This window comes from Streptomyces sp. Go-475 (assembly GCF_003330845.1).
Lineage (GTDB): Bacteria > Actinomycetota > Actinomycetes > Streptomycetales > Streptomycetaceae > Streptomyces.
In genome coordinates this window covers 4,010,178-4,031,160 of record NZ_CP026121.1, presented here as the reverse complement: position 1 = coordinate 4,031,160, position 20,983 = coordinate 4,010,178, and the positions used below count along the sequence as shown (strand labels likewise).

Annotated in this window: 12 protein-coding genes; 5 read left to right on the top strand and 7 right to left on the bottom strand. The window is 73.8% G+C overall.

Annotation, left to right across the window (positions count from 1 at the left end; all coding sequences use genetic code 11):
• Positions 1-20: 20 nt before the first annotated feature.
• From C1703_RS18545 to C1703_RS18530, 4 genes are all read right to left on the bottom strand, one after another.
• A complete protein-coding gene (locus C1703_RS18545) occupies positions 21-1,361 on the bottom strand; it encodes a PrsW family intramembrane metalloprotease (RefSeq protein WP_114253926.1) in 1,341 nt (446 codons plus the stop codon).
• A gap of 57 nt (positions 1,362-1,418) precedes the next feature.
• Positions 1,419-2,243, bottom strand: coding sequence for a tRNA (guanosine(46)-N7)-methyltransferase TrmB (trmB, locus tag C1703_RS18540; RefSeq protein WP_114257489.1), 825 nt, complete (start codon positions 2,241-2,243; stop codon positions 1,419-1,421).
• A gap of 277 nt (positions 2,244-2,520) precedes the next feature.
• Positions 2,521-3,726, bottom strand: a complete 1,206-nt coding sequence (gene lhgO / locus C1703_RS18535) for an L-2-hydroxyglutarate oxidase (protein ID WP_114253925.1) — start codon at positions 3,724-3,726, stop codon at positions 2,521-2,523.
• 75 nt (positions 3,727-3,801) lie between these two features.
• Positions 3,802-5,226: an MFS transporter gene (locus C1703_RS18530; protein ID WP_114253924.1), complete on the bottom strand. Its 1,425-nt coding sequence runs from the start codon at positions 5,224-5,226 to the stop codon at positions 3,802-3,804.
• Positions 5,227-6,090: 864 nt separating this feature from the next.
• Between C1703_RS18530 and C1703_RS18525 the strand changes: the two genes are divergently transcribed.
• Together C1703_RS18525 and C1703_RS18515 are read left to right on the top strand one after the other, a co-directional pair.
• Positions 6,091-8,199: an asparagine synthase-related protein gene (locus C1703_RS18525; RefSeq protein WP_114253923.1), complete on the top strand. Its 2,109-nt coding sequence runs from the start codon at positions 6,091-6,093 to the stop codon at positions 8,197-8,199.
• A 518-nt stretch (positions 8,200-8,717) separates the two neighbouring features.
• A complete protein-coding gene (locus tag C1703_RS18515) occupies positions 8,718-12,023 on the top strand; it encodes a BTAD domain-containing putative transcriptional regulator (protein WP_114253922.1) in 3,306 nt (1,101 codons plus the stop codon).
• Here C1703_RS18515 and C1703_RS18510 read toward each other — a convergent pair.
• Both C1703_RS18510 and C1703_RS18505 read right to left on the bottom strand, forming a co-directional pair.
• Positions 12,010-13,998, bottom strand: coding sequence for a sigma-70 family RNA polymerase sigma factor (locus C1703_RS18510; RefSeq protein ID WP_114253921.1), 1,989 nt, complete (start codon positions 13,996-13,998; stop codon positions 12,010-12,012). The two genes, C1703_RS18515 and C1703_RS18510, sit on opposite strands and share 14 nt — an antisense overlap.
• A 295-nt stretch (positions 13,999-14,293) precedes the next feature.
• Positions 14,294-15,064 (bottom strand): helix-turn-helix domain-containing protein, encoded by a 771-nt coding sequence (locus C1703_RS18505; protein ID WP_114253920.1) that lies wholly within the window; start codon positions 15,062-15,064, stop codon positions 14,294-14,296.
• Positions 15,065-15,440: 376 nt separating this feature from the next.
• On the opposite strand from C1703_RS18505, the gene C1703_RS18500 reads away from it, so the two are divergent.
• Together C1703_RS18500 and C1703_RS18495 are read left to right on the top strand one after the other, a co-directional pair.
• Entirely contained in the window at positions 15,441-16,820 is a 1,380-nt protein-coding gene (locus C1703_RS18500; protein WP_114253919.1) for an NAD(P)/FAD-dependent oxidoreductase, read from the top strand.
• A gap of 174 nt (positions 16,821-16,994) precedes the next feature.
• A complete protein-coding gene (locus C1703_RS18495) occupies positions 16,995-18,662 on the top strand; it encodes a SpoIIE family protein phosphatase (protein WP_114253918.1) in 1,668 nt (555 codons plus the stop codon).
• A gap of 13 nt (positions 18,663-18,675) precedes the next feature.
• Here the strand turns inward: C1703_RS18495 and C1703_RS18490 are convergent, their stop codons facing one another.
• Positions 18,676-19,941 (bottom strand): MFS transporter, encoded by a 1,266-nt coding sequence (locus C1703_RS18490; RefSeq protein WP_114253917.1) that lies wholly within the window; start codon positions 19,939-19,941, stop codon positions 18,676-18,678.
• Positions 19,942-20,064: 123 nt separating this feature from the next.
• Between C1703_RS18490 and C1703_RS18485 the strand changes: the two genes are divergently transcribed.
• On the top strand, positions 20,065-20,613 hold the full coding sequence (locus C1703_RS18485; RefSeq protein WP_114253916.1) for a MarR family transcriptional regulator: 549 nt from the start codon (positions 20,065-20,067) through the stop codon (positions 20,611-20,613).
• Positions 20,614-20,983: the final 370 nt, after the last annotated feature.

Below are 20,983 nucleotides of genomic sequence, written 5' to 3'. Positions count from 1 at the left end.
AGCGGGCCCGGGGACACCCCCTAGGAGCGGTACGGGTTGTAGGCGGGGTACGGCGTCGGCTGGTGGCCGTAGCCGTACACCCCGTACACCGGCCAGGGCGGGGCCGCCACCGGGACCGGAGGGGCCGTGATCCGGGCCGCGTGATCCAGCGCGGGGCGGGCCGTCTCCCGGCGCCGCCACAGTTCGTCGAGGAGCTCCCGTTCCCGGACGACGAAGTCGGCACCGACCCGGCCGCGGCCGGCCCGGTGCCGCAGGAACGCCAGGGACGTCGCGTACGCCTCGTACCGCGCCACCTCCCGCGCCGCGGCCTTCCCCGCGTGCCGGCGGGCGTACTGGCGGGCGATCCGCCGGGCCCGCATCGAGCCGAGCGCGTACGGCTCGACCGGGGTCAGCCAGCCGGCCACGGCGTACGCGGGCAGCTCCTCCCGTACGGTCCTGAGCTCCCGCTGCCGCGTCCAGACCACCAGCCAGGTCAGCAGACCGAAGATGGGCACCATGAACGCCGCGTACACGGCGAAGAAGCCGTACTCGCCGAACGCCGACGAGCCGTTCCACATCGCGTGCATGCCCATCGCGAGCAGCAGCCCGGCGAGGGGGAAGGCGACGCGGCGGACGGGGCGGCGGTCCGCCGAGAGCGCGGCGATGCCGAAGCCGATGCCGGTGAGCACGGTGAAGAGCGGGTGCGCGAACGGCGACATGACGATGCGCACGAAGAAGGTCGCCGCCGTGACGGAGGCGATGCCGGTGTGGCCGGTGAGCTGGTCGGTGCCGAAGGCGGTGCCCAGGTAGAGGATGTTCTCCGTGAACGCGAAGCCGGTGGCGGTGACACCGGCTATGACGACTCCGTCGACGATGCCGGTGAAGTCGCGGCGGCGGAAGAGGAAGACCAGTAAGACGGCCGCCGCCTTGGCCGACTCCTCGACCACGGGGGCTATGACGGTCGCGCCGAGGGTGTCCGCGCCGGCCGGGTCCGCGGTCGCCGTCGCTATCCATCGCGTCGCGAAGCTGTTGGCGACGATCGCTATCAGCGCCGCCGCGCAGGCGCCCCAGGCGAAGCAGAACACCAGGTTCCGCCAGGGGCCCGGCTCGACCCGGTCCAGCCAGCGGAACGCGGCGATGAGCAGCGGCACCGGGAGGACGGCCAGCCCGAGTCCGACCAGGAACCCTTCCGTGCCCGTCTCTTCGCGGACCAGGGCGAGGATGACCAGGCCGGAGAGCGCGAGGAGCGTGGTCGGCGCGCCGTAGCGCACCCAGGGGCGCTGCCACCAGTGGGCGTGCCGCAGGGCGCCGGGGGCGCCGGGCGTGGGCGCGCCGTCGGTGGGGCCGCTGGGGTACGACGGGTGTGGGGGGCAGGTGGCCACGGCATTGACCCTAACGACGGAGGGGCGCTGTCCGCAGGCGGAGACGTGCGGGTGCGGTCAGGCGCCGGTGGGGGGTTGGTCCACGTGCTGTACGCGGCGGAAGAGGAGGTCGTTCACGACATGTCCCTTGTCCAGTCCCTGGCCCTCGAAACGGGTCAGCGGCCGGAAGTCGGGGCGCGGTGCGAAGCCGCCGTCCGCCTGCGTGTTCTCGAAGTCGGGGTGGGCCGTGAGGACGTCGAGCATCTGTTCGGCGTACGGCTCCCAGTCGGTGGCGCAGTGCAGGATCGCGCCGGGCCGGAGGCGGGTGGCGGCCAGGGTCAGGAAGGCCGGCTGGATGAGCCTGCGCTTGTGGTGCCGCTTCTTGGGCCAGGGGTCGGGGAAGTAGACGCGCAGGCCGTCGAGGGAGTCCGGGGCGAGCATCTCGCGGAGCAGGATGATCGCGTCGCCGTTGGCGACCCGGATGTTGGACAGGCCGTTCCGGTCGGCGAGATTGAGCAGGTTGCCCTGGCCGGGGGTGTGGACGTCGACGGCGAGGATGTTGGTGGCGGGGTCGGCCGCGGCCATCTGGGCGGTGGCCTCGCCCATGCCGAAGCCGATCTCCAGGACGACGGGGTTGTCGTTGCCGAACAGGTCGGGCAGGTCGAGGGTCCGGCTGCCGTCGATGTCGAGGCCCCACTTGGGCCAGAGCCGCTGCAGAGCGTCGGCCTGACCGGCTGTGACCCGGCTCCGCCGGGGCTGGAAACTCCGGATCCGCCGCTCGAAGTGCGACCCGGCGGGGTCGGCCTTCGGCCCGTCGGGGAAGCGCGGCTCTCCCTTGGCCCGGGTGTGCCGGAGGGAGACGCCGGGGGCGGGGGGCTGGGGCGGGGTTTCAGGGGTGTTCACGGAGTCAGACACAGTGAGGTCGATTTTACGGCCGGTGCGTGGGGGTGCGCGTAGCGCGTGACGCCGGGTGGTGGGTCGGGGCCGCGCCGGGGGGTGTCCGTCCTCGGAACGGCGCGATGGACCCACTGACCGACTGACTGGCGTTGACGCGCCAACCGCTGCGGGCGGACACCCCCGACACGTCCCCTTGCGTCGTCCGGCGAGTGCGGGCGCGTCGTGGACTCACCCAGCTGCGGGCCCACCCGGCCCCAGCGCCAACGCCGAGTGCCCGGCACACTCACAGCGCGCTCAACGCCCTGCGTGCCACCTCCCTGCCGATCGGCAAGGACGCCGTGGCCGCAGGGGACGGAGCGTTCAGTACGTGGACCGTGCGGGGGCCCTCGCGGATCAGGAAGTCGTCCACCAGCGTGCCGTCACGCAGTACCGCCTGGGCCCGCACACCCGCCGCCGTCGGCACGAGGTCGTCCTCGGACACCCCGGGCAGCAGTCTGCGCACCGCCTCCGTGAACGCCGCCTTGGACAGCGACCGGCGCAGCTCACCCGCCCCGTACCGCCAGTGCCGGCGGGCGATGTGCCAGGAACCGGGCCAGGTCAGCGTCGACCCCAGCTCGCGCCAGCGGACCGTGCCCCACCCGTACCCCTCGCGGGCCAGCGCCGGCACCGCGTTGGGACCGATGTGGACACCGCCGTCGATCCCGCGGGTGAGGTGCACCCCGAGGAAGGGGAACGCCGGGTCGGGGACGGGGTACACCAGCCCCCGGACCAGCTCCGGCCGGGCCAGCTCGTAGTACTCGCCCCGGAACGGCACGATCCGCACCTCCGGCTCGTCCCCGGTCAGCCGGGCGATCTCGTCGCAGTGCAGGCCCGCGCAGTTCACCATGACCCGCCCGCGTACGACGTCCCCCGCCGCCGTGAGCACCGCGACCCCCCGCTCGGGGCGGCGGTCGACGCGGACGACCCGCGTGCCGTACCGGATCTCCGCCCCCGAGCCGTGCGCCAGCTGACGCGCGACCGCGACGAAGTCGCAGATGCCGGTCGTGCCGACGTGTATCGCGGCGAGGCCCCGCACCTCCGGCTCGTACTCCGCGATCTGGGGCGCGCCCAGCTCCCGCACCGGAATGCCGTTCTCCCGGCCGCGCTGCACGAGCGCGTGCAGCCGGGGCAGCTCGGCCCGGTCGGTCGCGACGATCAGCTTGCCGGTGACCGCGTGCGGGATGCCGTACTCGGCGCAGAACTTGACCATCTCGGCGGCGCCCCGCACCGCGTAGCGCGCCTTGAGGGAGCCGGGGCGGTAGTAGATGCCGCTGTGGATGACGCCGCTGTTGCGTCCGGTCTGGTGCCGGGCCGGGCCCGGTTCCTTCTCCAGGACGGTGACACGTGTGCCCGGTGCGGCGCGGGTGATCGCGTACGCCGTCGACAGGCCGACGATCCCGCCGCCGATCACCAGCACGTCACAGTCGTATGCGGTCCGCACCCGCACCACCTCCCACTACCGATAGTGCACTGCGCCACTGACAGCGCCTTCAAACGCGGTGAGAGGCAGTAGGCAGGTACATGCTCAGGCAGGGGCCATCAGCAGCGGCCTCGCGCGCTCGCGGAGCTCCACCACCCGGGGCTCGTCCCCGTACGGCTCCAGCCGGTGCAGGAGGTCCTTCACGTACTCGGTCGTACGGGCCGACGAGATGCGCCCGGCGACCTCCACCGCCCGCACCCCCTGCTCGCACGCCGCGTCCAGGTTGCCCGACTCCAGTTCGGCCACGGCCGACACGACCAGGCGCAGGCCGTGCGAGCGGACGAACTCCTCCGTCGGCTTCGACAGGGCCTGCTCCGTGAAGCGGCGGACCTGGCGGGGGGCTTTGAGGTCGCGGTAGCACTCGGCCGCGTCGGCGCAGAAGCGGTCGTAGGAGTAGAAGCCGAGCCAGCTCGGGTCGTGGTCGCCGGGGCGGGCCCGCTCCAGCCAGCTCTCGGCGGCCTTGAGGGCGCCGCCGGCCGCCTGGGCGTCGCCCGCACGCGCGTGTGCCCGGGCCTCGACGAGGCGGAAGAAGCTCATGGTGCGGGCCGTCGCCAGTCCGCGGTTGCGTTCCAGGGCGGCCTGGGCGAGGTCCACGCCCTCGTCGCCGAAGCCGCGGTAGGTGGCCTGGAGGGACATGGAGGCCAGGACGTAGCCCCCGAGGGGGACGTCCGCCGCCGCCCGGGCCAGGCGCAGGGCCTGGATGTAGTAGCGCTGGGCCGCTTCCTGCTGGCCCGTGTCGAAGGCCATCCAGCCGGCGAGCCGGGTGAGTTCGGCGGAGGCGCCGAAGAGGGCCCGGCCGACCTCGTCGGAGTAGGAGCCGAGCAGGAGCGGGGCGGCCTCCACCCTTAAGCACTCGGGGACCATCGACGAACGCCAGTCGCCGCCGCCGTACTTGGAGTCCCAGCGCCGCGCGTCCTCGGCGGCCTCCCGCAGCTTCTGCACATCGCTGTGGCCGACTTTGAGCGGTGCGCCGGAGCCCTCACCGGGGCCCACGTCACGCGCGACCGAACTGTCGGCCGGGGTTATCAGCCATCGCGAGGCGGGCGTCGCGTACGCGCTCACCGCGAACGATCCGGCGAGCGACTGCCAGATGCCGCCGGAGCCGGCGCGCCGGCCCGCGAGGTCGAGGCGGTACAGCTCCGTCGCGGACTTCACCGCCTGGCCGACGTCCCGCGGGAAGGCGAGACCGACTTCGGGCGCGGGGTCGGCGTCCGCCAGGCCGATCTCGTGGAGCGGCACCGGGCGGCCGAGCTTCTGGCCGATGGCGGCGGCGATGAGGTGCGGCGCCGCACCCTGCGGCACCATGCCCTTCGACACCCAGCGCGCCACCGACGTCTTGTCGTAGCGAAGCGTCAGTCCTCGCTGAGCGCCAAGATCGTTGACGCGCCGCGCGAGGCCTGCGTTGCTGATTCCCGCGAGGGCGAGAACGGCGCCGAGTTTTTCGTTCGGCCCGCGTTGCTCCCTGGACATGCGCCACCCCTCGACACAGACGGCTGCCGCGCTGGCATAACCACGCGGCATTCGTAAACCCAGCGTAGTTCGCCGCATCCCAAGCGTTAAGGGGCATTGTTCCGGTTGGCGGGATTGTGGTCCGCACTGAAGTGCGGTTCAGATACAGCCTGTTGCGGCGTGCTCCCACTGTGTGGCCGTGCGCCTGTCCGTGCGCTCTTCTCCGGCCATCGCGGGAGCGGTTCCATGGTCCTTGCGTGGGTCGGCCCGCTGTACTGGATCCAGTGGGCTGGGGGACACCGCCGCCTCCATCCCCGCGGGCGGCGGAACGGTCCGGGAGGCGCGCCTCGTCTCCCGGACTACGCGACCGGGCGACGCGGCACCGAGCCTGTACGGAGCGTGTTCGAGGCTGCTCGCGTATCGGCGATTTGGCCGAAAATCGACCCCGTCGTTCGCGGGGTATCAGGGCTCCGACCACGGTCGTTGAGGGCGCGTCCGGCGTGTTTGGGGCGCATATAGGGGGCGCATTCGCGTCGCAGTCGTACTGGTGACGTGTCGCTGGCGGGGCTTGTCTCGTGGCCGGATGGTCGCGTAGCGGTGCCGGCACGCGACCGGGCTGTCCGTGCCGGTCGTCGTCCCTCTCCGCGCTCTTCCTCTCCGCCTCTCGTTGCGTCTCGTCGAGCCCGCCCGTCGTGCGGCGGTCGAGCCCCGCCCGTCGTGTGGCGTACGGGAGTTCGGGGCGTTCCGGGCGGCGTGGGCGGCTCCGCCGGGGCGCATTCGGCGGAGCGCAAGCGGCGCGGGCACCCTCTGGAGCGCTTCCTTCATGGCAGCATGGTGAACCGGTTCGTACGGTGCACTGGTTGTCCACAGCCTGTGGAGGCGGCGATGCGGTGGTTGGTGGGATGGAGCAGCACCGCCGCGGGAGCCGTCGCTGCCGGTTCGGCGGGGGCCACCGGGCACGACGGTGAGACCCTGCACCCGGTGGGTTCCCAACTCCTGTGGGGCGACCCCGATCCGCTGTGGGCCGTCGGCGACTGGCGCCCCGACGAGGTGCGCGTCGTCGCGGCCGACGACCGCACCCGGATCGCCGTCCTCGGCATCTGCGGCGCCACCGACGAGCAGCTGCGCGTCGCCCTGTTCGCCGCGCGCGGCGGGGCACTTCGGCATCTGACCGCCTGGTCCGGGAGCTACACCGCGATCGTGCAGGTCGGCAGGAGGATCACCGTCTGCGGTGATCTCGCGGGCGCGCGGCCGGTGTTCTACACACCCTGGGCCGGCGGCACGGCGTACGCGACGGCCGCGCTGCCGCTGGCCGACCTCATCGAGGCCAACCTCGACTTCGGGCACCTCGCCGCGCTGCTGGCCGCCCCTGACGTGCCCGCCGCGCTCCACGACTCCACGCCGTACGACGGCGTGAAGCGCATTCCGCCGGGGCATGCCCTCATCCTGCGCGCCGGGGCGCGGGAGGTCGCCGGGTACGAGCCCGTCGCCTCGCTGGCGGTCGCCGCTCCGCCGGCCGATCCCGACAGCGCGGTCGACGCCGTGCGCGACGCCCTCGTGGAGGCGGTACGGACGCGGCTGTCCGCGCCGCGGCACGTTCCCGGGGCGGACATCGACCCCGGGCCCGTGCCCGGCATGGGACCCGCCGAGCGGCGGGCCGCGCGCGGGATGCCGGTGCCGGGGATCGGGGCGGACCTGTCCGGCGGACCGGCCTCCGGGACACTGGCGCTGCTGGCCGCGGGGCTGCCCGGGATGCCGGGCACCGTGCTGGGGCACGGCACGGGCGCGGGGGAGCGGCTGCTGGCCGTCACGTTCAACGACCTCGCCGTCGCGGGGCGCGAGGCCGAGCTGGAGCGGGCCGGGGCGCTGGCGGCGAACCCGCGGCTGCACCACGTGGTCGTGGCCGGTGGCGAGGAGACCCTGCCGTACACCGACCTGGACGTCCCGCTGACCGACGAGCCCGGGCCGTCCCTGGTGTCGGCGGCCCGGCACCGCGCGCGGCTGGCGGCCGGCAGCGCGGACCACTTCACCGGGTACGGCGCGCGTCAGGTCCTGGACGCCCATCCCGCGCGGCTGGCCGACCTGCTGATGGACCGCAAGCGGCGCCATCTCTTGCGGCCGGTCGCCGCGCTGGCCAAGGCGGACGGGTCGGTGCTGGTCCCCGCGCGCGTGTACGCGGCGGCTCGGCGGCTGTCCCGTACGCCGTACCGGGCGGGGCTGGAGTCCCTGGCCGAGCGGCTGCTCGACCACCGGTCGGACGGTGGCCTCGACGCGCCCGACGGGGCGGTGGAGGCCTCGCTCGCCGCGCTGACCTGGGGCAGACCCGGGCCGGCGGCGCGCTGGCTGACCGGTGAGGCGCTCGCCGAAGTATCGGTTCGCCTTCAGGCGTCGACGCACCGGTCGGAGTTGGTGGGCCCGGGGCAGCGGCCGGGTGACTTCCGCGCGCGGGCGACGCTGGCGCGGCACGCGGCGGACCTGCGGGTGCTGGAACAGGCCGCGGAGGTCCGCTTCCAGCGGCTGCACGCGCCGTTCCTCGACAACCAGGTCGTACGGGCTGCCCGGGCACTGCCCGAGGCGTTGCGGGTGCGGCCGGGGGCGCGGGCGGCGATCCTGCGGACGGTGCTGGAAGGGGCCGGGGTGCGGGAGTTGCCCACGGGGTGGGGCGCGCCGACCCAGGCGACGGCTGCGGCCGCGGCGCGTACGGGGCTGCGGGTGGCGGCGGACCCGCTGGTCGCGCTCTTCGACACGCCGCTGCTGGCGGAGGCCGGGCTGGTCGAGGCCCGGGTGGTCCGCAAGGCCCTGCGGGGCGCGGCGGCGGGCGAGCCCCTCCCTCTGGACGGCCTCGCCGACCTGGTCTCCCTTGAAGTGTGGCTCCGCCGCCTGCTGGCCCGCCGCGGCACGTGCTGGACCGGGACGCCGGCCCGGCAGCGAGCGGTACCGGCGGGGATCGCCCCGCAGCGGGGGGCGTTGGGGGCGTCTGCCTCCGGCGGTTGAGCCGGGGTGCCTGCGGCGGCCCGTGGCTGCTTCGGTGGGGGTGCGCGTCTTCGCCTGCGCCGGGTGGTGGGTCGGGTGGAGTGGGGGTGCGCGTGCGTGCGCCTGCCGCCGGGTTGTGGGTCGGGGCCGCGCCGGGGGGTGTCCGTCCTCGGAACGGCGCGATCGACTTGCCTGCCGACTGACTGGCGTTGACGCGCCAACCGCTGCGGGGGGACCCCCCGACACGCCCCCTTGCGTACGACGGCGGCTGCGGGCGCGCGGGGGCGGGCCACCGGTCCGCTTCAGCTGCGGGCGATCGTGCCGCTAAGGGTGGCACGGGTGGGCGTGGGGGTCCCCCCTGCTCGAGCGAAGCCGAGAGCTTGGGGGAGGCACCCCGCTGCGCCGGGCTGCGGACCCACCCGGCCTCAAGCACAACGCCGGGCACCGAACCCGCACCGGGCCCCTTCGCAACCGCCCGCGGAAACGCCCCGCACCGAAAACCCTCCGAGCCTCGCCCCCACCCCGGACACAATGACCCCGTGCGGTACAGAATCCTGGGCATCACCGAGGCACGCGACGAGCACGGCGACGCCGTACCCCTCGGCGGCCCCCGCCTCCGCGCCCTGCTGACCGCCCTCGCCCTGCGCCCGTCCCGGCTCACCACTCCCACGACCCTGATCGACGAGGTCTGGGCCGACGACCCGCCCCAGGACGCCCCCGCCGCCCTCCAGGCCCTGGTCGGCCGGCTCCGGCGGGCCCTCGGGAAGGATGCCGTGGTCTCCGAGACCGGCGGCTACCGACTCGCGGCCACTCAGGAGGACATCGACCTCTTCGTCTTCGAACGGCTCGTCCGGCAGGGCACCGGCGCCCTCGCCGACGGCGACCCCGCCCGGGCGGGACGGCACCTCGACGCCGCCCTCGCCCTGTGGCGCGGCCCCGCCCTCGCCGACCTCCCCGACCGCTCCGCCGCCACCCGCCCGGAGGCGACCCGGCTGGAGGCGACCCGGGCCCGGGCCGAGGCCCGCCTGCGGCTCGGCCGCGCGCCGGACGTCGTACCGGAACTGCGGGAACTGACCGCCGTCCACCCCTACGACGAACCGCTGCACGCCCTCCTGGTGCGCGCCCTGCGCGAATCCGGCCGCGCGGCCGACGCCCTCGCCGCGTACGAGTCCGCCCGCCGCGCCCTCGCCGAGGGCCTCGGCACCGACCCGGGGCCCGAACTGCGCGCCCTCCACGCCGAACTGCTCGGTTCGGCCGCGCGGGAGGAGAGACCCGCGTCCGCTCCGCCCGAGCGCACCGGCAACCTCCGTCCCCGGCTGACCTCTTTCGTCGGCCGGGAACCCGAGATCGACGCCATCCGTTCCGATCTGCACAGGGCCCGTCTCGTCACCCTCACCGGACCGGGCGGCTCTGGCAAGACCCGTCTCGCCGAGGAGGCAGCCGCCGGGCTTCCGCAGGCGTGGCTGGCCGAGCTCGCCCCGCTCGACCGGCCGGAGGCGGTGCCGGGCGCGGTGGTCAGCGCGCTCGGTCTGCGCGAGACCGTGCTGTTGACCAGCGAGCTCACGGCCGTGCAGGACGACCCCGTCGCCCTGCTCGTGGAGTACTGCGCCCCGCGCAGCCAACTGCTGATCCTTGACAACTGCGAGCATGTCATCGGCGCCGCCGCCCACCTCGCCGAGACCCTGCTGACCCGCTGCCCGGGCCTGACGATCCTCGCCACCAGCAGGGAACCCCTGGGCGTGCCCGGGGAGGTGGTGCGGCCGGTCGAGCCGCTGCGGCCGGACCACGCCCGCCGGCTGTTCGCGGAGCGCGCCGCCGCCGTCCGCCCCGACGCGGACGCCGTGCTCGGCGACGAGCAGGCGGTCGCGGAGATCTGCCGCCGGCTGGACGGCCTGCCGCTCGCCATCGAGCTGGCGGCCGCCCGGCTCCGGCTCCTCACGCCCCGGCAGATCGCCGACCGGCTCGACGACCGCTTCCGCCTCCTCACCTCCGGGAGCCGTACGGTCCTGCCCCGCCAGCAGACCCTGCGCGCCGTCGTCGACTGGTCGTGGGACCTGCTCGACGAGGCCGAGCGCAGAGTGCTGTGCGAGATGTCGGTGTTCGCGGGCGGCTGGGACCTCGCGGCGGCCGAGGCGGTGTGCGGCGGGCCCGCCGCCGAGCTGCTCGGGGCGCTCGTCGACAAGTCCCTGGTCGTGGCGGCCCCCTGCGCGCGGGACGGCTCCGGCGGCATGCGCTACCGCATGCTGGAGACGATCCACGAGTACGCCGTCGAGCGCGCCGCCGAGGTTCCGCCCCTGCGCGCCGGGGCCGAGCTGCGGCACCGCGCGTGGGTGCGCGTGCTGGTCGAGCGGGCCGCACCGCAGCTGCGTTCCGCCGGGCAACTGCCCTGGATCTCCCGCCTGGAGACCGAGCTGGACAACATCCGCGCCGCCCTCGACCGGGCCCTCACCGCCGGGGACGAGGCGGAGGCCGGTGCCGTCGCCCTGGCCATGGGCTGGTTCTGGTGGATGCGCAACTACCGGCACGAGGGAGTGGAGTGGCTGGAGCGGATCCTGCGCCTGGGAGCGGCTCTCGACACCGGCGTCCGCCTGACGTCGGGGGGAGAGCCGTGCCCGCCCGACCCCGTCGACCATTTCCTCGCCGCGCCGGACGGGGAGGCGGGGCATCCGCTGCACTCCCTGCGGATGGATCTGCGCATGCAGCATCTGTTCTTCCTGGCCGAAGCGGGGCCCCTGCAGGAGTTCATGGAGCAGCGGCGGCCGTACGTGGAGCGGGTGTGGACGCTCTTCGCGGAGGGCGGACCCCGGGCTGCCCGATTCCCGGGGCTCATCTGGCCCATGATCTGGAGCTTCGCGGCCGGCCAGGGCGAGCAGGGTGAGCAGGCCGAGCACGGCGACCTCCGGGCCGTCATGGACTCGGCCGTCGCCAACTGCCGCGCCCACGGCGGGGACTGGGAGACCGCCGTCGCCCTGATGTTCCGCACCCACATGGTCGTCGACGCGCCCGGCGACCTGGCCGGCGTCGACGACGACCTGGCGGAGCTGCGGATCCTCAGCCGCCGCGTCGGGGATCGCTGGCTGCGGGCCCAGGTGTGCAGCGCGGCCGGCGAGGCGGCCATGGCGCGCAACGGTTTCGAGGAGGCCAAAGGCGAGTACGAGGAGGCGCTGCGGCTCGCCTACGAGGTGGGCGCGTACGCCGAGTCGCCGTTCCTGATCGCCCGGCTCGCCGAGATCGCCTACCGGGCGGGTGACCGGCCGGCCGCACTGGCGGCGCTGGACGAGGCGAGCGCCGCGTCCGACCGGTACGGCGTGGCGGACTCCAAGGCGTTCGTCCTGCTGCTGAGCGCCCAGATGGCGTCCGAGGAGGGGCACACGGCCCGGGCGCGCGACCTGTGCGAGGCAGCGCGCGCGGAGACCGGGCGCGGCACACCGCCCCCGCAGTTCATGGTGATGCTGCAGCTGGTCGACGCCGTGATCACGGCGACCGAGGCGGGCCCGGAGACAGCCCTGCCCAAACTGACCGGAGCCCTCCGGGAAGCCGTCGACAAGCGGTGCTCGGACACGATCCGGGCCACGGTCGCGGACGGCGGGGCGGGGCTGCTGGCCGCCCTCGGCGACTTCCCGCGCGCGGCACGGCTGCTCGGCGCCGCCGACCACTGGCGGTCCGGCCGCCCGCGCCCCATGCCGGAGCAAGCCCAGGCGGAGCGGATCGACGCCGAGGCCCGCGCCGCCCTGGGCGCCGCCCGGTGCGACGCGGAGCGCGCCCGGGGCACCGCTCTCACATCGGACGACGTCCGGCGCGAACTGACCGAGGCGCAGCGCGCGTCCACGGCTAGCCGCAGGTGAACTTGGACTCCGCCCAGTCGGCCGTCATCAGGGTGTCCAGGGTGCTGTGCGGCTCCACCACGAGGCGTACGGTGCTGCGGCCGGTGAGGTTCACATGGACGGGGACGGCCGGGTCACCGCCCTCGACGAGCCCGGACCGCCAGAGGCGGGCCCCGTCCGCGTAGACGGAGAAGTACACCTTGCCCAGCCCCAGCGTCATGTCGTCCACGCCGACGAACGCGTCGTAAGAGGAGCAGGAGCGGTTGAGGTCGATGGTGACGGAGGAGCTGCCGTGCACGGTGACGCCGTGCGCGTACCGCCGGTCGGCGACCGACATGCCGTACCGCTGCCAGACCCAGCTGCTCGCGCCGATCCGGATTTCGGGCTTTGTGCCGTCGCCGCTGACGTCGTAGGACAGTTCGCTCAACTGGTAGACGGCCGGGGGCGGTGGGGCCTCGGTCGGGGTGGGCGTGGGCGTCGGCTTGGGGCCGGGCGCCGGAGGCGGTGTCGGCCTGGGCTTCGGGGGTGCGGGCGGCGAGGTGGGTGCCGGTGCGGGGGCCGCGGTGGGCGGGGGAGCCGGGGTGGTCCTGGAGGACGGGGTCGGCGCGGGCGTCTCGGCCCGTGCGGGCACGAGGGCCGGTGGGCGTGGTCCGGGTTCCCGCTCGGAGGGGGTGGGCGTGGGCTCGCCGGGTCGCACCGCCGGCGACGTCGGGGAGGGCGGAGCGGTCCTCGCCTCCTCCTCGGGTTTCTCGCTGCCGGTCAGGGCCAGGACCACCGCGGCCACGACGCCGACGGCCACCACACCGGCCGCGATTCCGGCCTTCACCGGCGCGCCGACGCCCTCGGAGGCCGCCGCACCACCACCGCCACCGGCCCCACCGGACGAGCCGCCGCCCGCCGCCGCTGCCCCGCCCGACGAGCCGCCGCCCGCCGCCGCGGCCGCTCCGGCGGCACCGGCCGCCCCCGCGCCCGCGCCTCCGGCGATGAGACCGGCCGCCTTGGCGTACCCGGCGGCACCGAACCAGCCGATGACGGCGATCGGCACGACGGCCGGGATGCCCCCGGCCACCTCCTCGATCTGGCTCGCGGCCAGCCGGCACCGCGCGCACTCCTCCAGGTGCTTGCGCAAGCCCCGCTCGGCCCGCGTGCGCAACCGGCCCCGGGCGTACGTACCGAGCTGGTCGGCATAGCGCGCGCACGCCTCGTCGCCGGTGAGCGTGTCGCTGACGTGGGCCTGGAGGTAGGCCTGCTTGAGGCCCTCGCGGGCCCGGCTGGCGAGCACGCGCGTGCCGTTGGCGTCCAGCCCGAAGAGCGTGGCGACCTCACTGGGCGACTCGTCCTCGACCTCGGTGTGCCACAGCACGGCCTGCCACCGCTCGGGCAGTGACCGGAAGGCCCGCATGGCCATGGACCGCTCGGCCTCGTGCATCGCCCGCACGTCCGCGCCCAGTTCGAGCGTGTCGTCGTCGGACACGTGGGAGCCGCGCGCGGACTGGGTGGCGAACACCGCGAAGTCGTCGACGAGCTGCTCCCGCCGCGCCGACCTCGTCCAGGAGGCGGCGACACGGCGGACGGAGGTGAGCAGGTACGCGCGTACGGCGTGCTGCGGGCCGGAGCCGCCGCGCACCGCCTGGAGCATGCGGGCGAAGACCTCGGCGGTCAGGTCCTCCGCGGTGTGGGCGTCACGGCAGCAGGTGCGGGCGTAGCGGCGCACGGCCAGTGCGTGGCGCCGGTACAGCTCCTCGTACGCCGTGTCGTCGCCCGAGCGCATCCGGTCGATGAGATCGGCGTCGGACGGCGGCAGCTCGCGCGGTGGCGGCAGGACGCTGTCCTCGCGCCACGCGCGCTGGGCCGGGACCGAGCCGTCGACGGGGTACCCGCCCTGCGGGCCGCTCGCGCGACCGCCCTGGCTCGGCACCTGCGGCGGGACCTGGCCGCCGGCCGCGGCGTCACCGCTCCCGCTGCCGCTCGACTCGTCCCGCCCGTCAACGCTCATCGCGGAAAGCCCCCGCCAGCCGCCCAACCCGTCCGAACCACCGGGTCAGACTGCCACAGCGGCTTTTGGTGAGGCCCTCGGAGTTCGGACCATCACTCATCCGTGGGGACTCGCCGCACGCCAGTACTAACCGCCACTCGTTCGGGGAAGGTTTCCCCTTTGCTCCGGGGCCCGGGAGGTCACACCAGGCCCAGGAGCTCACGCCAGATCCAAGAAGGTCGCGCCAGGCCAAGAGGTCACGCCGGCACCAGCAAGTCACTCCCGGGCCCGGAAGGTCACTCCGGGCCCCGGAAGCTCACGCCGGTCGCGACCGCAGCCCCTCCAGCAGGATGTCCAGCAGCCGGGCCGAAGCGGCCGCCTGCTGCGCCGCGTCCGGCAGGGCGGGCGCGGCCGTCGCGATCACCAGCAGGACGTCCGACACCGACACGTCCGCCCGCAGCTCACCCGCCGCCCGGGCCCGCTCCACGAGCTGGCCCACGACCTCGAGCAGCGCCGACGCCCCCGCGTCGTCCTCCGCCGCGACCGCCGGCACCGAAGCCACCGCCACCGGCTGCTCCGGCACCAGCCGCAGCTCCGCCGACCCCGGCTGGGTCCGCTGCTGCGGCACCCGCGCGCCACCGGAGCCGTCCTCCCCGACCGAGACCCGCAGCACCTGCGGCGGCAGCAGCCGCCCGGCGCCGGAGGCCACCGACGTCCGCAGGAAGCGCGACAGCGCCGACCACGGCTCGTCCTCCTGGCCGAGCGCCGCACGCGCCTGGTCGGTCAGCCGGGAGGTCTCCTCCTCGGCTATCCGCCGCACCAGGACGTCCTTGCTCGGGAACCGCCGGTACACCGTGCCCACACCGACCCGCGCGCGCCGCGCCACGTCCTCCATCGGCGCGCCGTACCCCAGCTCGCCGAAGACCTCGCGCGCCGCACGCAGTACGTGCTCCAGATTGCGCTGTGCGTCCACGCGCAGCGGCGTCGTCCGCGGTCCGTCCGCGCGCCCGTTGCCCGCCGCGCTCATCGTCGCGCCACCCGCTGCGAGAGCGGATGCGGACGACCAACGAGAGTCCTGAACATGCATAAGCATTCCCCCGGTAATGACGTCTCCCCCCGGAGACACTCCCCGCCATTCGATGCCGGGACGAGGGAACAGGCTCGGGTCCGTGGGTCCGCCCGTCGCGGACCCGGTGAGCGCATCCCCCTACACCCCGTCGACACACGAACATAGTTGAGAGGGAGTCAATTCAGAAGGGGCAGGTTCCGCACGGAGCGACCACCGATCGGAGTACGGGCCGTATACGTCCTGAATGTGCCCCCGTGCGCCCCCCACACCACCCCCGCTGACCTGCGCGTCTTCACCGCAGCCCGCTAATCCGGCCAACTCCGCGCGCTCTCCCGCTCCGGTCACACAATTCGTCGAGGCTGTGGACAAACGCAAGCGGCGGGTGCGTCATGGGATGGTGAAGGAACGTGCGCGCATTCTCGTTGTCGGTGGCGGCTACGTCGGGATGTACACGGCCCTGCGCCTGCAGCGCCGCCTGAAACGGGAACTGCAACGGGGCGAGGTGGAGATCACGGTCGTCACCCCCGACCCGTACATGACCTACCAGCCGTTCCTCCCCGAGGCCGCCGCCGGCGCCATCTCGCCCCGCCACGTCGTCGTACCGCTGCGGCGGGTCCTCGACCGGTGCCACGTCGTCATCGGCGAGGCCACCGCCGTCGACCACGCGAAACGCACCGCCACCATCACCACCCTCGCCACCGAGGAGGAGGGCACCGGCGGGCGGCGGCTGCCCTACGACCAGCTCGTCCTCGCCCCCGGCTCCGTCTCGCGCACCCTGCCGGTCCCCGGCCTCGCCGACCACGGCATCGGCTTCAAGACCGTCGAGGAGGCCATCGGCCTGCGCAACCACGTCATCGAGCAGATGGACATCGCCTCCTCCACCCGCGACCCCGCGATCCGCGACGCGGCCCTCACCTTCGTCTTCGTCGGCGGCGGCTTCGCCGGTGTGGAGGCCCTCGGCGAACTGGAGGACATGGCCCGCTACGCCGCGCGCTACTACCACAACGTCCAGCCCGAGGACATGAAGTGGATCCTCGTCGAGGCCTCGGACCGCGTCCTGCCCGAGGTCGGCGAGGAGATGGGCCGCTACACCGTCACCGAACTGCGCCGCCGCAACATCGACGTCCGTCTCCGGACCCGCCTGGAGTCCTGCGCCGACCGGGTCGCGGTCCTCAGCGACGGCGCCCGCTTCCCGACCCGTACGGTCGTCTGGACGGCCGGCGTGAAACCCCACCCGGTGCTCGCCGCCACCGACCTGCCGCGCAACGACCGCGGACGCCTCAGGTGCACGCCCGAACTGTCGATCGAGGGCACCACGCGCGCGTGGGCGGCCGGAGACGCCGCCGCGGTCCCGGACGTGACCGCCGGCGAGCCGGGCCGCGAATGCGCCCCCAACGCCCAGCACGCCCTCCGCCAGGCCAGGGTCCTCGCCGACAACATCGTGCACACCCTGCGCGGCGAGCCCCTGGAGACGTACGCACACGCCTACGCCGGCTCGGTCGCCTCCCTCGGCCTGCACAAGGGCGTCGCCCACGTCTACGGACGCAAGCTCAAGGGCTACCCCGCCTGGTTCATGCACCGCGCCTACCACCTCAGCCGCGTGCCCACCTTCAACCGCAAGGCGCGCGTGCTCGCCGAATGGACCCTGGCCGGCCTGTTCAAACGGGAGATCGTCTCCCTCGGTTCACTCGAACATCCCCGGGCGGAGTTCGAACTCGCGGCCGGTGGAAAACCTTCCCAAGACCCCCCGGACAACCCGAAGGGGTCGTCCTGACCGGACCCAGGAACTCCACCGGCCGGCCCGGCGTCTGACGGATGTTGGTCCGGTCCGCGCACTGCCAGACTGGTCCACCACCACGGGTGTGCCACGGCACGCCCCGGTGCGGGCCCCCCGGGGCCCCGGCCGGTTCCGGTGCCGGCCGCCGACGACTACACGAGGCAAGGATTCGTGAACTTCACGCGCTGGAGCGCCCGGCTCCCCGGAACGCAGCGCCGCGCCGCAGCGCGGACCGAGCAGACGGCCTCCCCGGACCGGCGGGGGGAAGGCTCCGTACCCGCCGCCCGCGCCGAACAACTGACCGACGAGACTCCGTCCGTACCCGCCGTCGACGAGCTGCGGGTGCGCGAGGTCCTCGACCGCGTCCCCTCCCTCGTCGCCCTGGTCCACGGCCCCGACCACCGCATCGCCTACGTCAACGACGCCTACACCACCGCCTTCGGCGTACGCCCCCTGGGCGAACGCGCCCGCGAGGCCCTCCCCGAACTCGACGCGCTCGGCCTGTTCCCCCTCCTGGACCAGGTCCTGCGCAGCGGCAAGCCCCGCACGGTGAAGTCCCGCAAGGCCCCCGACGGCCGCTCCTACACCTTCACCTGCACCCCGGTCGCGGAACGCGACGGCACCTCCGGCACCGACGGCCGCGGCGTCCTCGTCTTCGCCACGGACGTCACCGACCACGCCGAAGCCGCCGAACGCCTGCGCGCCAGCGAACGCCGCCAACGCGAAACGGCCGTCACCCTCCAGCGCTCCCTGCTCCCCCAGGAGCTCGAACAGCCGGACGACCTGCGCATCGCCGCCACCTACCACCCCGGCGGCACGGAAGCGGCCGTCGGCGGCGACTGGTACGACGTCATCACCCTCGGCGGCGGCCGCACGGCCCTGGTCATCGGCGACGTCATGGGCCGCGGCGTCCGCGCGGCGGCGGTCATGGGCCAGCTCCGCACGGCGGTCCGCGCCTACGCCCGCCTCGACCTGCCCCCGCACGAGGTCCTCCAGCTCCTCGACGGCCTGGCGGCCGAGATCGACGCCAACCAGATCGCCACGTGCGCGTACGCCGTCCACGACCCGAACGAGGGCAAACTCGTCTACGCCTCGGCCGGCCACCTCCCCATCCTGGTCCGCGACGAGAACGGCACGGTCCTGCGCGCCGAGGAACCCACCGGCCCCCCGCTCGGCACCGGCGGCTGGATGCACACCTCAGGCTCGATCCCCCTCAGCCCCGGCTCGACGGCCGTCCTCTACACGGACGGCCTGGTGGAGCGCCGCGACGCCGACCTGGACGAGGGCATCGCCGCCCTGGAGCGCGCCCTGGCCGGCGCCACCGGCACGCCCCAGGTCGTCTGCGACCGCCTGGTCCGCTCGGCCGGCGTGACCCCCGACCACGACGACGACGTGGCCGTCCTGGTCCTCCAGCACCCCGCCCGCACCGGCCCCGAGGGCGAGCTGTTCCGCAACGCCGCCCTTGAGCTGCTCGGCGGAGTGGAAGCGGCCCCACGCGCGCGTGCCTTCGCCTCCGGCGTCCTGACCAGCTGGCGCTTCCCCGCCGACCTGCACGACCTGGGCGTCCTGGCCACCAGCGAACTGGTCGCCAACTCCCTCCAGCACGGCACCCCACCGATGCGCCTGCGCCTGCGCCGCACGGACAGACGCCTGATCATCGAGGTCACCGACGGCGACGACCACCTCCCCAGACGCCGCCGCGCGGAACCGGGCGACGAGTCGGGCCGGGGCATCGCCATCGTCGCGACGATCGCCTCGAACTGGGGCTGCCGCCGCACACCGGGCGGCGGCAAGGCGGTGTGGTGCGAGTTCGCCCTGCCGCGCACGCAGGCGCCCTAGCAGGCCCGGAGGATCAGACGTCCGCGGAAACGGGAGCGCCGCCCCGCGCCACGACCCGGCTCCTCGCCCGCCACGGATGATCCTGCACGTCGGTCAGCTGCCGCCCCAACCGCACGGCAAGCACCGTGATCCCCAGGGAGAACACCAGGAACGCCACGATGTACGGCGCGTGCAGCGAGGCCCCCAGCGGCCCGCCCACCGCCGGCCCGACGGCCAGCGCGAGCTGCTTCACCAGGGCGAAGGCGGAGTTGTACTGCCCGGCCATCCCCTCCGGCGCCAGATCGGCGACCAGCGGGGCCACGGTCGGCGACAGCATCGCCTCGCCCAGCCCGAACAGCGCGTACGTCGACACGAACGCGGCCGTCGCCATCTCCTGGCTGCCGTGCCCGAGCCCCGCGTATCCGGCGACGGCCCATGCCACCGCCCAGATCAGCCCCACGGCCGCGATCACCCGTGACCGCCGACGCCGCTCCACGAACCGCAGCACGGCGAACTGCGCGACGACGATCATCAACGTGTTGGCGGCCAGCGCGGTCCCCAGCGCGGACGTCGATATCCCGGCGGCCTCCACCCCGTACGCGCTCAGCCCCGACTCGAACTGCCCGTAGCAGGCGAAGAACAGCACGAAGCCCAGCACACACAGCTGCACCATGGCCCGGTTGCCCATCAGCTGCTTCCAGCCGCCCCGCCCCGATGCCACGGGGGCGCCCTCGATCCGCGGCGCGTGCGGCATCCGCACGGTCGTCATCACCACGACCAGCAGCAGGAACATCGCCGCCTCGATCGCGAAGAGCAGAGTGAAGGACGCGGCACTGGACGCGTCGACCAGATGGCCGCCGATGAGACCACCCACCCCGAGCCCGAGGTTCTGCAGGAAGAACTGCAGGGCGAAGGCCCGGGACCGCGTCTCCGCGCTGGAGCAGTCCACGATCATCGTCGCCAGCGCCGGCTGCATCACGGCCTGCCCGGCCCCCAGCAGGGAAGCCGACACCAGCACGGCCGCCGCACTGCTCGCGATCCCCAGACTCAACGCACCCAGAGCGGCGGCGACCAGGGCGGCGAGCAGCACCGGCAGCGGGCCACGCCGGACGATGGCCCGCCCGGCGAACGGCAGCACCACCAGCGCGGCCACAGCGAAGACGGCGAGCACGAGACCCGCCGTCATGGCTCCCAGCCCCCGCACCTGCGCCACATAGACGTACAGATACGGGACCGTGAAGCCGAGCCCGAACGCGCTGAGTGCGTTGCCCACGTGGATCCGGCGCATCGCTGCGCCCATCGCCCTGGTCACGTTCACCTCTCTCACAAGTTAGGAGTGAAGACTTCGAAGCTAAACTTAGAAGCTAAAGAGTACACATTCAAGGACTTCAAGGCAAAGAGCGGCCATGCCATACTGCGGCCCATGGGCGACACCCCCGGCCCCAGCGAGCCGACCCTCGAAGAGCAGATCGCCGCGTACCAGCGCGAGTTCCAGGACCTCGACCCCCAGGTCGAGCAGATCGTCTCGGCCCTGTCCCGCCTGAACCGCCGTATGAACGTCGCCTACGGCCGTCAGACCGCGGCCCTGGACATCAGCAACGCCGAGTGGGAAGTCCTCAAGGCCCTCGTCCTCTCCGGCGCCCCGTACCGACTGGGTCCCAGCGACCTCGCCAAGCGCCTCGGTCTGACGCCGGCCGCGATGACCCACCGGATCGACCGCATGGTCGGCGAAGGACTGGTCACCCGTGAGCGAGACGAGTCCAACCGCGTTCGAGTCATCGTGGAGCTGACACCGGAGGGGCGTGAGAAGTGGCTGGAGGCGATGCGCCTGGCGTCGGTCTTCGAGGAAGACCTGCTCCAGGACCTGTCCCCGGAGGAGCGCACGACGCTGGGCGAGGTCCTCACCCGGCTCCTGCGCCGGGTGGAACACGCCCAGCCGGACGCCGGCGGCCGCCTCTCCGACCTGGACTGACGCCCACGCAAAAGATCTTGACAGCGGGTACTTGACAGCCCTCTGGCTGATCCGTAGAGTTCTTCGGGTTGCCGCGGAGACGTAACGGTTCTGCGACAGCACTTCCGCCGCACGAGCGGCACCAACCACTAGCAAGATCGCTCCCAACGGGGTTGATTTCGGCGTGCCCGAATTCAATTCGAATTGGGACTCGACGACCTGATCGACTCCGACTGGCTTCGATTTTGGAATCGCCGAGGGACCGCGCTAAGGTTGGAGACGTCGGAACGGCCCAAGGGCCGCGAGGACAAGCCCAACTGACTGGGAATCAGGCCCGAAAGGATCTGATAGAGTCGGAACCGCCGGAAAGGGAAACGCGGAAGCGGGAACC

Bases quoted from the DNA above. Each gene is read 5' to 3' on its own strand.
- C1703_RS18530 (WP_114253924.1), bottom strand. From the start codon at position 5,226: ATGTCCAGGGAGCAACGCGGGCCGAACGAAAAACTCGGCGCCGTTCTC.
- C1703_RS18525 (WP_114253923.1), top strand. From the start codon at position 6,091: ATGCGGTGGTTGGTGGGATGGAGCAGCACCGCCGCGGGAGCCGTCGCT.
- C1703_RS18510 (WP_114253921.1), bottom strand. From the start codon at position 13,998: ATGAGCGTTGACGGGCGGGACGAGTCGAGCGGCAGCGGGAGCGGTGAC.
- C1703_RS18505 (WP_114253920.1), bottom strand. From the start codon at position 15,064: ATGCATGTTCAGGACTCTCGTTGGTCGTCCGCATCCGCTCTCGCAGCG.
- C1703_RS18500 (WP_114253919.1), top strand. From the start codon at position 15,441: ATGGTGAAGGAACGTGCGCGCATTCTCGTTGTCGGTGGCGGCTACGTC.
- C1703_RS18490 (WP_114253917.1), bottom strand. From the start codon at position 19,941: ATGGGCGCAGCGATGCGCCGGATCCACGTGGGCAACGCACTCAGCGCG.
- C1703_RS18485 (WP_114253916.1), top strand. From the start codon at position 20,065: ATGGGCGACACCCCCGGCCCCAGCGAGCCGACCCTCGAAGAGCAGATC.